This is a genomic window from Parabacteroides faecis (assembly GCF_014647375.1).
Lineage (GTDB): Bacteria > Bacteroidota > Bacteroidia > Bacteroidales > Tannerellaceae > Parabacteroides > Parabacteroides faecis.
Map to the genome: position 1 here is coordinate 209304 of NZ_BMPB01000008.1, position 14740 is coordinate 224043.

At 38.0% G+C, this 14740-nt stretch carries 11 protein-coding genes and 3 tRNA genes; 5 read left to right on the forward strand and 9 right to left on the reverse strand.

What is annotated here, in order from left to right:
• Positions 1 to 32: 32 nt before the first annotated feature.
• The 5 genes from IEY67_RS13175 to IEY67_RS25175 all read right to left on the reverse strand — a co-directional run bounded on the left by IEY67_RS13175 (position 33) and on the right by IEY67_RS25175 (position 3242).
• Complete coding sequence (locus tag IEY67_RS13175) at positions 33 to 701, reverse strand: hypothetical protein (RefSeq protein ID WP_183671640.1); 669 nt, start codon at positions 699 to 701, stop codon at positions 33 to 35.
• Between the two features lie 29 nt (positions 702 to 730).
• Complete coding sequence (locus IEY67_RS13180) at positions 731 to 1312, reverse strand: Pvc16 family protein (protein WP_308425756.1); 582 nt, start codon at positions 1310 to 1312, stop codon at positions 731 to 733.
• 124 nt (positions 1313 to 1436) lie between these two features.
• Positions 1437 to 2324 carry a helix-turn-helix domain-containing protein gene (locus IEY67_RS13185; protein ID WP_183671642.1) on the reverse strand — a complete coding sequence of 296 codons (888 nt, stop codon included), beginning with the start codon at positions 2322 to 2324 and terminating at the stop codon, positions 1437 to 1439.
• Between the two features lie 27 nt (positions 2325 to 2351).
• Entirely contained in the window at positions 2352 to 2756 is a 405-nt protein-coding gene (locus tag IEY67_RS13190) for a LytR/AlgR family response regulator transcription factor (RefSeq protein WP_122354415.1), read from the reverse strand.
• A gap of 195 nt (positions 2757 to 2951) precedes the next feature.
• Entirely contained in the window at positions 2952 to 3242 is a 291-nt protein-coding gene (locus IEY67_RS25175; protein WP_229801055.1) for a helix-turn-helix transcriptional regulator, read from the reverse strand.
• Positions 3243 to 4219: 977 nt separating this feature from the next.
• On the opposite strand from IEY67_RS25175, the gene IEY67_RS13200 reads away from it, so the two are divergent.
• From IEY67_RS13200 to IEY67_RS13220, 5 genes are read left to right on the forward strand one after another with little or no spacing between them, the layout of a single operon-like run.
• The gene (locus tag IEY67_RS13200; protein ID WP_183671643.1) at positions 4220 to 6844 is read left to right on the forward strand and encodes a TonB-dependent receptor plug domain-containing protein; all 2625 of its coding nucleotides are present in this window, start codon (positions 4220 to 4222) and stop codon (positions 6842 to 6844) included.
• A gap of 29 nt (positions 6845 to 6873) precedes the next feature.
• Positions 6874 to 8043, forward strand: coding sequence for a DUF4876 domain-containing protein (locus tag IEY67_RS13205; protein WP_122373212.1), 1170 nt, complete (start codon positions 6874 to 6876; stop codon positions 8041 to 8043).
• 4 nt (positions 8044 to 8047) lie between these two features.
• The gene (locus IEY67_RS13210) at positions 8048 to 9589 is read left to right on the forward strand and encodes a DUF6850 family outer membrane beta-barrel protein (RefSeq protein WP_183671644.1); all 1542 of its coding nucleotides are present in this window, start codon (positions 8048 to 8050) and stop codon (positions 9587 to 9589) included.
• 44 nt (positions 9590 to 9633) lie between these two features.
• A complete protein-coding gene (locus IEY67_RS13215) occupies positions 9634 to 9861 on the forward strand; it encodes a 4Fe-4S dicluster domain-containing protein (RefSeq protein ID WP_183671645.1) in 228 nt (75 codons plus the stop codon).
• Positions 9861 to 11738: a helix-turn-helix domain-containing protein gene (locus IEY67_RS13220; protein WP_229801056.1), complete on the forward strand. Its 1878-nt coding sequence runs from the start codon at positions 9861 to 9863 to the stop codon at positions 11736 to 11738. Before IEY67_RS13215 ends, IEY67_RS13220 begins: the two co-directional genes overlap by 1 nt.
• A 184-nt stretch (positions 11739 to 11922) precedes the next feature.
• Here the strand turns inward: IEY67_RS13220 and IEY67_RS13225 are convergent.
• The 4 genes from IEY67_RS13225 to IEY67_RS13240 all read right to left on the reverse strand — a co-directional run bounded on the left by IEY67_RS13225 (position 11923) and on the right by IEY67_RS13240 (position 14610).
• Positions 11923 to 11996, reverse strand: a tRNA-Arg gene (locus IEY67_RS13225).
• Positions 11997 to 12031: 35 nt separating this feature from the next.
• A tRNA-Arg gene (locus IEY67_RS13230) sits at positions 12032 to 12108 on the reverse strand.
• A gap of 33 nt (positions 12109 to 12141) precedes the next feature.
• Positions 12142 to 12218: transfer RNA gene (locus IEY67_RS13235), tRNA-Arg, on the reverse strand.
• A 76-nt stretch (positions 12219 to 12294) separates the two neighbouring features.
• The gene (locus IEY67_RS13240; RefSeq protein ID WP_122354408.1) at positions 12295 to 14610 is read right to left on the reverse strand and encodes a patatin-like phospholipase family protein; all 2316 of its coding nucleotides are present in this window, start codon (positions 14608 to 14610) and stop codon (positions 12295 to 12297) included.
• Positions 14611 to 14740: the final 130 nt, after the last annotated feature.

The window sequence follows — 14740 nt, forward strand, 5'->3', positions numbered from 1 at the left end:
AGAATGATTTATATGATTACTAATTTAATTCGTTATATGTATATAATTTCTTGTATACAGTGTATATCATCTGTATATATACGTCCCGGCTTCGGGAATGGCATTCCGCTGATCAGTACTTTTGTTTCAGTTGTATGCAAGTCGCCACCTAGAGAAATATTCTCAGTCAGACTTAAACGAAAATCATATGATTCTTTTAATCTGATTTTAGTTTCCGAACAGCAATAATAGGAATTTTCTTTTTCTATAAATTCCACTTTCTTAAACGTGAAGTTTTTATCCGTACTCTTTATTTCCAGCTTACGCTCTTCATTCTTCCTCCTAGATATGAATTTATAAACCCAATAAACCTTACAGGCTTGAAAATACAGAACCATATTATCTGTTCCTGCAAACTGGAATGGAATAACTATTTTTCCCCTTGATATATTTTTTAATACATCAGATGATTCTGTATAATAGAAAAAATCAGGATCGCGCACTTTCAAAACCAAAGACAGCTCATCCGAAATATCCGGTGACCGATCATTCACCGAAATCAAAGCCCATTCCCCAATTCCAATTGCCCGGAAGAGAATGCCACGTCGGTTAAACAACTGTCTGGTCTCATCAGTTAAGTTCATGTCTATCCCACGGCACTTCCTATCCTTATAAAAGTCATGCATTAAAGAAATTCGGAATATTATTTTAAAAGTATCCATAATTATGAATATTATTCAATTAAACAAATTTATTTTACATCGGAAGCCGTTATGTTTCGCATAGATGCATAAATTTCATTTCCATCAAATTCCAGTATGCGTATTTTACAAACAATAGAGGGGTAATAATGTCCGCCGAACAGACTCCATACATTCATTAATTCTTGCGTATCAAGTGTAACCATTTCAACTGTAAAATATCGTCCGTCTGAATAATTGACAGAAGAGTTTGATTGCAAAAAACCGATGGCCATTGAAAACATTTTTAATGATTCTAGATATAGTTTATCTTCAAAAACTGAAGATATCAATATTTTCAGATTCAGATGCCAGGGAGGAAACTTTTTTATAGAAACATTTTCATTATTACTTTGATGAGTCATAGCAGTGATGCCCATTGCTGTTTCACGCTCTATATTTATAACTGATAATACCAGTTTATTTGGCTCATCTTCTCCGCTCATGGACAGATTGCCTGTAAGTACGGGACTATATGGCAAATCCAAAATACTGGTTATATATTCTTCCAGCCGGAATTTGAGAGTGTTCATTATTTCATGGATCATATGTTTTCTTCTTAGATGTAATATATAGTCTAGCAAATAAAACATTTTATTTAGTATAAGACAAACAAATCCTTGTTTCGAAGGTGACAACTTGCAATAAATAACATGACAAGTGTAATGTCACCCCATCCTTCCCCACTTCTGTTGTGCCTTTGTTATAGAAGGATTGTCAATGAGGAGGTGGATCGCTACGCCTATATTCACTAGGTAACATATTATATCGTGACTTAAACTGACGCAGGAACGTTCGGGTTGTTTTAAAACCGGATTCATCAGCTATGGCATCCACTGTCTTATTACTATCGTCCAACAATAAAGAACAGGCATGTTCCAAACGATGGTTATTCACCAGCTCCAAAAGCGTCATATTGGCTTTTGCACTCAGTACTTTATTTACGAGCTCCTTATTTATGTGGCAATGTTTCCCTACTTCTGCTATATCGATAATTTTATCCAGATAATGCTTTTCTGTAACAACATACTGAATTATAGATGTATAAACAGGTTCAAATTCATCTTTGTCTTCTTCGTCAACATGAGAAGGATCAGATCCTGTAATAACAACGGATCGTTTACTCTCTCTTAGACGATAATAATGATAGTATATAAAACCTGATAATAAAATGGAGTATATTAATAAAATAATACAATAAATCCGATAACACTTGACTGTATCCTGTAACTTTATAATTGTCTGTTTTTGTTCCTCTTTTAATTGACGTGTATAATAAGAAAGTTCCTTTTCGTTTTTTTGCAGGCTGTATCCATTACAAAGCATCTGCAAGGATAGTAATTCAATGTCTATATCTCCAGCTTTACGGGCATATTTTAATGCTTTTGAAGCATGGTGAAGTCCTTTACTAATCTCATTGTTATTAAAATGGATACAACTCTGTATAATTTCTAATTGTTGCGGTGTATTCTTTGTGCTATCGCTTTGAGATAAATGATAACGCAGACTATCAAGGTTCCCTGACATTATATCGGACTCTACCGAATATATATAATCAGGAGAAAATAATAGCAAAACAAGCAGACTCAATATAGATGATTTCATTTATTGCATCATGAATTATTACTATAATTAACTGATCATTCCTAAGATATTAAGATGGGATAATGCCTCTTTTTTATATTGTCTACCGATGGGTATCACATGCTCACCCACATAAAATATATTACCGATATAAGCTGTGATATGTTTTATGTTAACAATGAAAGAACGATGTACGCGAATGAAAAGACTATTTGACAAATGCTGCATAGTGTCGGTTAACGTATATGCAACCGTGACCTTAGAACCACCTTGCAAATAGACATTGCAATAACTGCCAGATGCTTCTATATAAAGAATATCTTTAAATAATATTCTGCGGAAATGTTCCTGTATTTTAATAAATATACTATCCGATACAATTTGATCCGCGTTGCTCAATGTATCGACAGCAGCTTCCTGAATGGTCTGTTCTTCCAAATTAGGTGTATTCATATTGTTTCATTTTTATAGGCCTTACGACCTAGGTTACATATGCAAATGTAGCTTAGAAACAATATGTGTCAACAACGAAAGGATTCTTATTTTAACATAATCATACTATGCTGTTTAACAGAAATTTAACACAATAAATAGAGTCTTAAATTTTATGATTTCAGAATAATAATAAACGATTTCAGAATACAAACCTCAAAGTTCTACATTCATTTTCTTTCTCCATTGAGAAGGAGGGAGATTGTGTCGTGCATTGAAAGCCTGATAAAATGTGGACGAAGTCTGAAAGCCTACCAGCTCCGAAATCTCAATTACAGTTATATCTGTATCCTTTAGTAAGACTTCCGCTTCATCCAAACGGCGGGCTGTCACATAATCTGAAAAGCGGACCCCTAATTGTTGATTGAAGTAACGGCTTAATATCGTTGCATTCTTTCCTACTTCACGGGCGAGCATTTTGAGTGTCAGATCAGGATTATTCAACATCCTTTTTAAATGCTTGGCTAATTGTTCTTCTTCCGGTGGAGAGAGGATAATAATATCTGTTTTCTCTTCTTGTCTTGTGTTTAAGTGAGGCTGCAACGAAAATGCTATTTTGTATTTTATAGTTCTATAAAAGACCGATTGTCTCAAAAAATATCCAGCCGTCAGAGTAACAGACAAATTATATAGAATATTACAAATATAACAGGGAGTAAGCATACTCACAACAGAGATAATGTAAAAACTTAAAATATATAATAATTCTCTTTTAAAGAATCTTATTTGATACATGTTTTTATCGCTTATTTCCTTACTCATATCAGAGAGTCTCGGTACATAAACAAACAGTTGTATGATCAAAAGCAAGTAGCAACCGATACGGAAGGAAATCCACCAGGCCGGGCAATTAAGTTCGAATTCTGACCAATTATAAATCAGCATATCAGGTACCGGATTGAAAAGTATCATTCCAATATATATACCCGCCAGTATTCCCGGAAGAAGTAAATGTCGTATCCACAGCCGTGTATTCAATGATTTATCACTATTCTGAGTACAAAAATACAGATAAAACAAGGGAGTAAGTAATGTAAGTGCCCAACTGTTCAGACTGGGCATAAGAGCAATCTTCCTAAAGAGAAAAACTCCTTCATACCAACTATTATAGGTAGAAACAAACCAAAGTAGTGAAACGATGGCAATCGAAAGAGCGATCTTCTTGTTATACTTATTGTACTGAAACAAAGAAATCCCGGCAATGCTTAAAACAACCCAGGATAGTAAAGAGGTACAAATAACTAATATCTTAAATAGTAGTAATGGCATCATGAATTTGTTGAATGCAAATGTACTTACTAAAGTTGATAAATACAGGATTCTTTAATTTTTTTTACTTCAGACGGTGAATGTACAAAATAAAATAGCTTATTTTGCCCCCTCAAAACATACTATACCGGTCAGTTATCAGTTTTACAACAAGAATGAACAAATATAGTCAGGTAAAAACATGGTGTGCAATATTCTTTCTTTTATGTTCTTTATTCATTAACGGACAGGAAAAAACAATACCCACCGATACCCTCTCTAATATCCGTCTTCGGGAAGTGATAGTTACTGCCACCCAACCAAATACGCCAGGCACCAGTTCCGTGATCGGTCAGGATGCCATTCGTCATATTCAGGCTACCGATTTGTCTGATCTGTCGCAATTATTACCAGGTGTACTTACCCGCAACCCTGACCTGAACACACCTGCCGTTTTTACAATCCGCAGTGCTACATACGAAAATGCAACGAATGCTTTGGGAACTGCCATATTGGTGGATGGCATACGAATGAATAATAATATGAATATGCAGCAAATGGGACTCGAAGGCCAAAGTAGTCTCTTTAACAGTTCTGTTCTTTCGGGATTCGATATACGTTCACTGTCGCCAGCTTCCATCGAGTCGGTAGAAGTTATACGTGGAATACCTTCCGCCCGTTATGGAGATGCGACCAGTGGTGTTGTATTGGTCAACTCAAAAGCCGGATTACAACCCTATACAGTAGGATTACGTTTTACGGCTACTGAAAAACTGGCTTCTATAAGTAAAGGTATGGCTATCGGTAATCATGGCGGCATTCTCCATCTTGGGGCTGATTATGCTCTTTCTGCACAAGATCCCCGCATACCGGAACAGGCTTTTCAACGGTTAGGTATTCAAATTGCTCATTCAAAAGATTTCCCTACGGCATCACTTCGTTTCAACCTACGAGGATATTGGATGCGAGATAAAGGAGGCTATGGACGTAATTCGGTCGATGGTGAATTTCAGAAAGCCTTTAACCGGGGGCTTTCGTTCTCAGCAAACGGTCAGTGGAATTTGAACAAATCCTGGATATCAAATCTGGAATATCGTACCGGACTAACTTATGGCTATCAGAAAAATGAATCAAGCACATATTATTCCGGTACACAACAAGTCACTACTTATACCCGTCAGCCAGGTGAACAGGCAGGAATATTTTTAGCTCCTAATTATTTCAGTCATCTTTCGGTAGAAGGTAAACCGATATATGCCGACATGTCACTAACGGCCAATCTTAGAAATACGTTATATAATAATGTATATAATCACTTTCTTTTAGGAATGGAAATAAGTACAGAAGGCAATCGTGGCGAAGGTATAGTATTCGATCCCCTTCAGCCACCGTTAGAAATGATCCAGGTGCGCAGCCGTTCTTTCCGTAGTATTCCTTTTGTAAACCATTATACAACTTTTGCAGAAGACAAAGTCTCTTTTCACATGGGAAAAATGCGAACGGAATTACAGGCTGGCTTACGTATCACCCAACTCCAAACAAAGACACTCCATTATACACCGGCAGTCGATCCACGAATAAACCTCAAACAAATTCTGGTGGAGCAAAACAAAGATGCAATGTTGAAACATCTTAGTATACGGGCAGGCTGGGGACTAATGCATAAGATGCCGATATTAACTTACCTGTATCCGGATAAGTCCTATACCGACAAAAATTGCTTTACTTATAACGATATGGAAAATGGTGAACGCCTGACTGTGATGCATACTTTTGCAACAGACCGTACGTTCAACCCGAAGCTGCGCTTGCCTGTGAACCAAAAATTAGAACTAGGACTTAACCTGCAAATAGGACAAGTTGAAGCCGATATCGTATGGTTCCGGGAACACCTCCGGAACGGATTCAGTACATCGGAACAAGTTGAACCTTTTACATACCGTCGTTATGATCCGTTATTCAGCAAAGGCGAGCATCCCGAATTAACGTCCGATGGTGTGATAAATAACGGACAGCCTCTCCCCTATACTACTTATACAACCTTTGCAACCTATACCTCTCCGGATAATGGTATTGAACAGTTGAAACAAGGTATAGAATATACATTCGACATGGGGCATTGGGATCTTTTACATACTTCGTTATTTATCAGTGGAAGTTATCTGAACTTACATGAAAAAAACACTGCACTTTCTGCCAGATATCCCCAGATAGAAGCAAACGGTAAACCATATCCGTATGTCGGCATTTACGAAACAAATAGTTTCGCTGCCAATCTCAAAGTATGGCAACAATTCAGTACCCGTTTCCAGTTCATCACTCAGCTCCCCCGTATAGGACTGATTACCACTTTGACATTACAAGCCGTATGGATGGATAAACAACGTCGGGGTATGGAAAGTAATTACAATAATCCCGTTTATCTGATCGACGATAACGGAAACCGTATAGATGGAGATCCAATGACAGATACTGAACACCAGAAACGTATCAATCCGGTATATTATATGGATAGTGAAGGTGTACAGCATCTTTTCACCCCAGAAATGGCAAATGACAAACGTTTTGCAGATCTGGTACTGACTACAGGCACGCCAACTGCATTTTTGACGGATTCGTTCGGCCCTTATTTTTTGTTGAATCTTCGGGTAACAAAAGAGATAGGTCGTTATGTGTCGGTTGCTTTTTGCGCCAACAATTTTACGCAATCGAATCCGAAAAAATATACCTGTAGTACGCAACAATATACGATTCAAAATCCCGGTTTGTATTACGGAGCCGAGATAATGATTCGGTTTTGATTGATTATTTACAAAAAAACAAATATCGAATGAAAAAAGTATCCTATTTATTACTCGTTTTAATTTTAGCCTTAGCATCCTGCTCGGAAAGTGAAGATCAGTCTTATTCCGTTCATATCCAGTTGTTGCCTCCTGATGGTTATACAACATTACCTTATGAGGAAATGGAAGTAACGCTCACTAATAAAGATCAGGGGACCGTGTATTCTTTGCATTGTTCTTCGACAGGACAAGCCTCTCTCGATGTAGAACCTGGTTATTACTCCGCCTCCGTACACCATCAAACAAATGCCGGATTAATTTTTAGCGGAAGGATAGAATCATTAGCACTATTACCAGATCAGGGAGAAGCACCGGATATTATAGAACTTCCTTTATCACAAGCTAAAACTAATGCCCTTGTGATTAAAGAGATTTACTTTGGCGGATGTAAAGGGTATTATGAAAATTATCAAGCTGACCAGTATATAACTCTGTATAATAATTCAGATCAAACTATTTATCTGGATGGTTTGTGTGTCGGCGTAGTAGACCCTGGTAATAACCTTGAATCACCCTGGATGGCATATACAGAAATGAAACGTATTCCGGTAAATGATCTGACCTGGCAATTCCCCGGGAGTGGAAAAGAGTATCCTTTAGCTCCAGGAGAAGAAACGACCATAGCAACAAATGCCGTAGATCATACAGGTGGAGAGTTTCAGCATGCCAATTCCGTCGATCTGTCCGGTGTCGATTGGGGATTTTGGGATGTCAGTCTTGAGCGTCAGAACATTACAGCCGGTGTTAAACCGATGACATTGCTTGCAAACCTGAATCCTTTGCTGGTTATGTATGCACTCCCCGTTAACGGTCCTACATTTATGGTATTCAGTCTACAGGATTCTCCGGAAGAATATGTGTTAGACCCGGAGAACCGCGAACCACGCCCGAATGCTTCGAATCAGGAGAAACGTTATCTGATGGTTCCCAAAGAATGGGTCATCGACTGCATTGAATGTGTAAAGGATGCAAATTCTCCCAAGCGAGTACCTAACGAACTCGACAATGGAAAATGTTATATCCCTGGTGATCGCTATTCAGGCAGGTCTATTATCCGTAAGAAAACAGGTACGACTGATGGACGCACAGTTTATCAGGATACGAACAATTCAGCTGAAGATATAGAAGTAACGACTGCTACACTCAAAACAAAATAGTGCTATGAGAAGCCGGGAAGTACTGTTCGGATTTTTATTTTCGTTATCCACGATGGTTTCTGCTCAAACCGACACGCTGCATATTCCTTCTATCCGGGAAATATACAAGCATAATAACTGGTTAGCAGCCAACAATCCTGTAGGACTATCATTCAATCGCTTCCGTTCTTTTTCTGTGGCGGAAGCAGGCTATAGTTATCATAATGGGAATCTGGGAAATGTCAGTATACCGGCTTCAACTAGTATTTATTCAGTGTATAGCGAATCGTTCCAGACAGTGAATAAAGTTTCTCTTTATGGCAAGATCGGTTATACACAATATCAAAATGGGGAACAAAACTGGAATGGAATGACCGGTGATCATTGGCAGGCCATAAACTTATGTGACTCTATAAGTGGAAAGCAACGTTCGGAACAATATCAATTGGCAGCAGGTTTCTCTCTACCGGTTCACCAGCATTGGTTACTGGGAGCAAAAGCAGCCTATCAGGTACAACTTACAGCCAAAGACATTGACCCGCGTAATAAGAATCAATGGATGGAATGGCAATTCACTCCGGGAATGGGATATATGTATAGAGATTTACAGTTGGGAGCTTCTTTTCTTTACACACATCGAAAGGAAACTGTGAATTATCAAAATATGGGAAGCCATACAGCTTATCCAGTCTTGGCTGCTTATCCACTCGGAAACTTTAAAACCTTATCTGTAGGTGAAAATGTAAACTGGTATTATATTGGTCGGGAAGTAGGTGGTTCTTTGCAGTTAGGATTCAATCGTGGTCCTTTTAAACTATTTCAAGAAGTGGACGGAAGTGTTATCAATCAAGCCATTGAGAGCAACCGTGTACAAAATCGAAAAGAAGGAGAATCAAACATCTGGCAAATAGACTATAAAGGAAAACTTCAAAGAGTTTCTCCCCTTTTCCGACATGAATGGGTATGGCAGGCAACCTTTGGCCATGTGAATAACTATGATCCGTTGCAGCACCAGACTGAATCGGATACCTGGCAATCGGATGGAAAATTGCTTCGTTCTACTCGGCGTACAAGCCGGTATGCACTGACTTATGAGTATGATCAATTACGTGACGCATGGCATCCTCGTTTCTCTATTTTTTCAGGGATCAGCTATTATCAAGCAGAAAGTGCATTGCTATTTTATCCGGCTAAATTCACACAACCAATCCATCGGTTTACAGTTCATGCCACATTTGTTCGGAATTTTTTATTACCTAATGCGTTGCTCGATCTCTCTTTTGGGGGACAATATGGAAAAGGAGGAGGATCAATCCTCGATGAAAAACAACTACAATCAGGAGAAAATACTCCTGAAATTCCATTGTGGCAAAATCGCAACAGATTACAACAAGTATTCGATTATGAAACGATGTCACGTTGGGGGATGAATGCTTCCATTACTTATACACGATCAGTCCCTTTTTCCTGGTTTATCCGTGCAGGGGTTAATTTTGAGCGTATGCCTCAATATGTCATTCGTGAAAATTTTCAAAAAATAGAAGTCCATACCGGTTTGTTATTTTAAATAGAATATGTAATTTTGTCTAACAATTTTAAAACATTAGTATAATGAAAAACAATGAAGGGAAAATAAAAGAATCCTCAGAGGATACACCAATAACCCAATGGACTATCGATTATAAAAAGTGTACAGTCTGTGGTGAATGTATAGATGCTTGTAAACTTGGATTACTCGATGTTAAAAATAAGAAAATCATAATTATTGATCAATTTCGTTGTAGTTGGTGTGGTGATTGCGAAAATGCTTGTGCCTCAGAAGCTATCGTCTTGACTTAATGAAGAAAATGAAAACATACCATCTATTTCTTCTTGTCTTTATATATATAGGTTGTACAAATCAAAATCAGGATAGAGCCCATTTATTAAACAAAGAATTGGACGTAACTCCTATCATCTCTTTATCATTTGACTCTTTACTGCAGGACGTACATAAATTACCATCTCATCAACAGGTGGCAATTTTGTATAGGATAGCCTGTAGAGATGGAGAAGAAATAGATGGACTGTTAAAACAAAAAGCTCTTTTATTTGAGAGTTTACCTCTTGCTTCAAAAAAAGAAAAAAAGAAGATATTATTACAATTACTTGAATTATACAAAAAATTATCAGATCAGAGAGTATTTGATGCTGCGACGGAAGGTATTCGATTATGTGACAAACTGGAAGTTGATTATTCATTTTCGCAAGAGGATGAGTGGAAAATAAAAAAGATAAAAGCCTCATTACTAAACAAGAATGGATTACATGAACAATATTTACCTATTTGGTTTGAGCTATTGGCAGAACATCGTACAGCCAAAAAAATAGAGCTAGTAATAGAAGATCTTTACACAATTGCTCATTATTTTTCAATATTAGGCGATCAAGAGAAGGCTATTCCTTTATATAAGGAGGCCTATCAATTAGCTATGAATAATCATCTATCTGATTTGGCTGACAGATGCTTTTCTCTATTAGTATACCTTTTCTATAACTCGAAACAGTACACTGAGGTAATTAATTATACTAATGGAGTAGGCATAGATTCCGTAGCTGTATTCATGCCATCTATTTATTCTTTATTATCAACATGTTATTTAGAAATTCAAAAACCGGATAGTGCACGTTTCTATTTAACAAAAATGGAGCAAACTAAAAAAATGGAAAATAATATGATTCTTAATTGTAATATCGCAGATACTTATATTGCAGAAAACAATATAGATTCAACTCTTATTTTTTTAAATAAAGCAATGAAACAATATCAAAACCACACTGAGCGACTTCAACAAAATGAGATTAAAACCTCCCTTCCCTTTTATTTTTTACCCACTTATTCTTCTTTAGCAACTATATATCAACAAAATGGTAACTTTCAAGAGGCAAGTAAGTTATTTCTTTTTGTTGAATCTCTAATGAAAAAGGCTACAGAGCAGACTTTTCAGTTAGAAATACAGGTAAAAGCCCTTGCTCGTTACAGTTCTTTTTGCAGAGCCACTAAACAATATAAAAAAGCTGTAGACCTTCTGATATACCGGGACTCTATCCAGCAAATCATTACGAAAGCCGAGAAAGAACGTGATGACAAAAATCTTATAGACCGTCTGCAAATTAGTGATTTGATACACAAACTCGAAATGCAGAAAGTTGAATTGATGGACACTCAACGTCTACTAGTCGCTTTTGGTACCTGCATAATTCTTTTTATTGCTCTTATGGGAACTGTTTATCACATTTACCGCCAGCGGAAAAAGCGCATGGCCATTCTTATAGAGCAGGAGAAAGAAGAACAACAACGTCAGACATTGGTATCGCCAGAAAACGCAAAACCACTCAGCCAACAAGAAATACTCTTCCGTACAGCTCAAAAGAAAGTAAAATCAGGGAAACTATACCTCGACAAAGAGATATCGCTTGATTCACTGGCAAAGATACTGGATACCAACCGGACCTATTTGTCATCATGTATCAATACCTGTTCAGGCAAAAACTTCAATCAATGGATCAACGATTTCCGTATCGATTATTTGCTGGAGCGTATCCATTCCGGTCAGAAATTATCCGTACTGGCAGAGAAAGCTGGTTTTGTATCTACCGATTCATTCTATCGTAACTTTAAACGAAAGACCAATCTTACTCCCAACGAGTACCTGAAACAAAATCCACCCCAATAATTTATATTTCATTCTCCACTCCCTTTATTTCGGGAAATAATCAGATAAGGATAAGCAATAAGATAGGAATCCTACAATCCTTTACGTTTATTGTACAAACTCTCCAATATGAAAGATGTATGATAATAGTTGTGGAAAAAGAAAAAGTGTTGAAATATTACTACTTCAACACTATCCTATTCTGTGACCGCGACAGGATTCAAACCTGTAACCGGCTGATCCGTAGTCAGCTACTCTATTCAGTTGAGCTACGCGGCCAATCTTTATGTATCTGTTTAAACTGTGATCTCAAATGGTGACCGCGACAGGATTCAAACCTGTAACCGGCTGATCCGTAGTCAGCTACTCTATTCAGTTGAGCTACGCGGCCAATCTTTGTATCTGTTTAAACTGTAATCTCGAATGGTGACCGCGACAGGATTCAAACCTGTAACCGGCTGATCCGTAGTCAGCTACTCTATTCAGTTGAGCTACGCGGCCATTGTTTCGTGATTGCGAGTGCAAAGGTAGTGTTTTCTTTTAAACTTGCAAGACTTTACTACATCTTTTTTTCAAATTAATCTAACATTTTTGGATTGAAGATCAAGTAACCGATATTCAGTCCGAAGTTGAAATTCTTCGCTGGATAGCTATATCCATTGGCATACAGACTAATAGAGGCAAAAGGTAATTGCAGAACCAGAGCAGCCTCTCCCATATACTTAAATGAATGAAGAAATTTTCCATAATAAGGAGCCGCCACATACGGATTTTCACTTTTGACCTCCTTCTTTATTTCGTATAATGGCGCAAAACCATATAAGTCCAAACGAAAATGCAGAAGCTTACTGAACTTATAGATCGGTGAAATCCCGGCAGCCAAATATTGATTTGCCCGGAAAGCTTCATTAAACACAATCTTACTATGAGGTGTAGGAGTAAATGCCGGAGCCTGTAAAACTGATGCCGTATAGTTATTCATCAAGTTTTTGCTCGACACGACCAGTTCACCCTGAAGTCCCAGGTTGAAACGATTACTTAACACTTCATAGTGTTGCCACTCCCCTTTCAACTGCAACCAACTATGAACCTTTTTCTTAAACGGTTGACTTTCCGCTGTCTGCGAGGAAGGATCATAATTCTCTGTCCCTGTAACATATTGCGCTATCAGGAACTGTTTTCGTCCGGATATGGGATATTGTTTGGCATCCAACGAGTTACGTTCTATACTGAGCGAGCCGCTGAATAAGTTATACCAGCTATGATCAAACCTCGAATTAGGGAACAACATACTGTTGCTTTGGAAATAATAATCATTCAACTGCCCATAAGCGAATCCTATCTCCGACTTAGCCCTGTTCAGGAATGGAAATCCCAGTTTCAACTTCATATACAGCTCCTTTTGCTTTATGAAAGCCGGTAATACATCTTCATAGAACAAAGATTGGCTCTCCTGATATCGTTTATCAGAATAAACGCCTTCCCAATTAAGATATGTCGGAATTTTGGTCTGCAAATAAATCCTCCCGCTCAACAACACTCCGCTAAAGGAATTTCCCACCTGGAAATTAGCATTAACATCGGCAGCAAAACGACCTAAATATTGATATCCTAACCCCAGAAATAATTGGTTTGCCTGGTGTGATGAAATATTGCCACCAAAACCGACCGTTATTTCTTCTTTCATTTTTACGTCCAGATAAAGATCGAATTTTTTCTCCCTGCGATTGTAAACAGCATGTGGCATAATCTCTCTGATCTTGGAAGAGGTCAGCATTTTGAAATAAGCCCGTTTGAACTCTTCCATCGAAAACTCATGGTTGATGTCACGATGTAACTGCGACTCTATATATTTACGCTGCGATTCAGAGACTCCCGTCACATAGATATTCTGGAAAATCAATGGAGGCAAACTTTCCTTATAAGCAGCCCTTCGCATATTCACTTCGGCAAGCGGCACCCTGCGGGGAACTCTCTGCTTAATCGAATCGATCATCCCCATAGTGCGTTTATAACCAATATCCATCAATTCCTTTGCCTTCTGAAAATCCAGTAATGAGACGGTCGGAAAGCTGAACTTGATCATCATACCGTCTTCTTCGGGAACATCATAGTCTGTCTTTTGCATAATCATTGTTTCCAGCTGATTATATGCATTGTTGGAAGGCTTGTTATTCCCTCCGGCTACTGTAGAACCAAAAATGAAATCAGGATGGAAAGCCTCTTTCATCGGACCAACCGGGAAATTATCATAAATGCCACCGTCAAACAAAGGAATGCTGTCTTTCCAGATCGGTTGAAAAAAGAAAGGAAAAGTCATGGAAGCACGCACAGCATCTCCTAAATCTCCATTTTTGAATATAATCGCTTTCTTTGTATAAATATCGGAAGCGACACAACGGAACGGGACGAACAGATTATCGAAATTCCATCCGGCTTTAGCCGTAGCCTGCGAGAAAAGAGCCATGAAAGCCTGATTCATCTGGATCGGATTGATAAGGCTCTGCGGCAAAAAGTTTGCTTTTATCTGCAAGGAGTCAGTCATGTCGATAGAAAAATGACCGAATTCTGGCGTCGGGTCCGGCCGCTTGAAATAATATTTATACTCATTTTCAACCGTTCCCGTCTGCCAGTAACTAAATTCTTCCGACAACATTAATGCCAGCATTTCTTCCGGCGAATATCCCATAGCATATAAACTACCGATAATGGATCCGATAGAGGTACCAGTTATATAATCAATAGGTATTCCGTTTTCTTCAAGCGCTTTTATTACCCCGATATGTGCAGCACCTTTCGCACCTCCTCCGCTTAATACTAACCCTACTTTCTGGGCGTTGAGCAGTTGCAGGGAGATCAGAAAAAAGGTTGCCAGAACAGCTACTTTCTTCATAAATTACTTTTTCTCTGTTTACCTCTTCAAATGTAAAGCTAATTTCTCAGACTACAAGGAAACTAGATTGCATATTATGGAAATATTTAGGGGTGTAATCGAAAAATAATATGAAAATCAATAAATTTCA

Coding starts and splice junctions, on each gene's coding strand:
- IEY67_RS13175 (WP_183671640.1), bottom strand. CDS start 701: ATGGATACTTTTAAAATAATATTCCGAATTTCTTTAATGCATGACTTT.
- IEY67_RS13180 (WP_308425756.1), bottom strand. CDS start 1,312: ATGTTTTATTTGCTAGACTATATATTACATCTAAGAAGAAAACATATG.
- IEY67_RS13185 (WP_183671642.1), bottom strand. CDS start 2,324: ATGAAATCATCTATATTGAGTCTGCTTGTTTTGCTATTATTTTCTCCT.
- IEY67_RS13190 (WP_122354415.1), bottom strand. CDS start 2,756: ATGAATACACCTAATTTGGAAGAACAGACCATTCAGGAAGCTGCTGTC.
- IEY67_RS25175 (WP_229801055.1), bottom strand. CDS start 3,242: ATGTTGAATAATCCTGATCTGACACTCAAAATGCTCGCCCGTGAAGTA.
- IEY67_RS13200 (WP_183671643.1), top strand. CDS start 4,220: ATGAACAAATATAGTCAGGTAAAAACATGGTGTGCAATATTCTTTCTT.
- IEY67_RS13205 (WP_122373212.1), top strand. CDS start 6,874: ATGAAAAAAGTATCCTATTTATTACTCGTTTTAATTTTAGCCTTAGCA.
- IEY67_RS13210 (WP_183671644.1), top strand. CDS start 8,048: ATGAGAAGCCGGGAAGTACTGTTCGGATTTTTATTTTCGTTATCCACG.
- IEY67_RS13215 (WP_183671645.1), top strand. CDS start 9,634: ATGAAAAACAATGAAGGGAAAATAAAAGAATCCTCAGAGGATACACCA.
- IEY67_RS13220 (WP_229801056.1), top strand. CDS start 9,861: ATGAAGAAAATGAAAACATACCATCTATTTCTTCTTGTCTTTATATAT.
- IEY67_RS13240 (WP_122354408.1), bottom strand. CDS start 14,610: ATGAAGAAAGTAGCTGTTCTGGCAACCTTTTTTCTGATCTCCCTGCAA.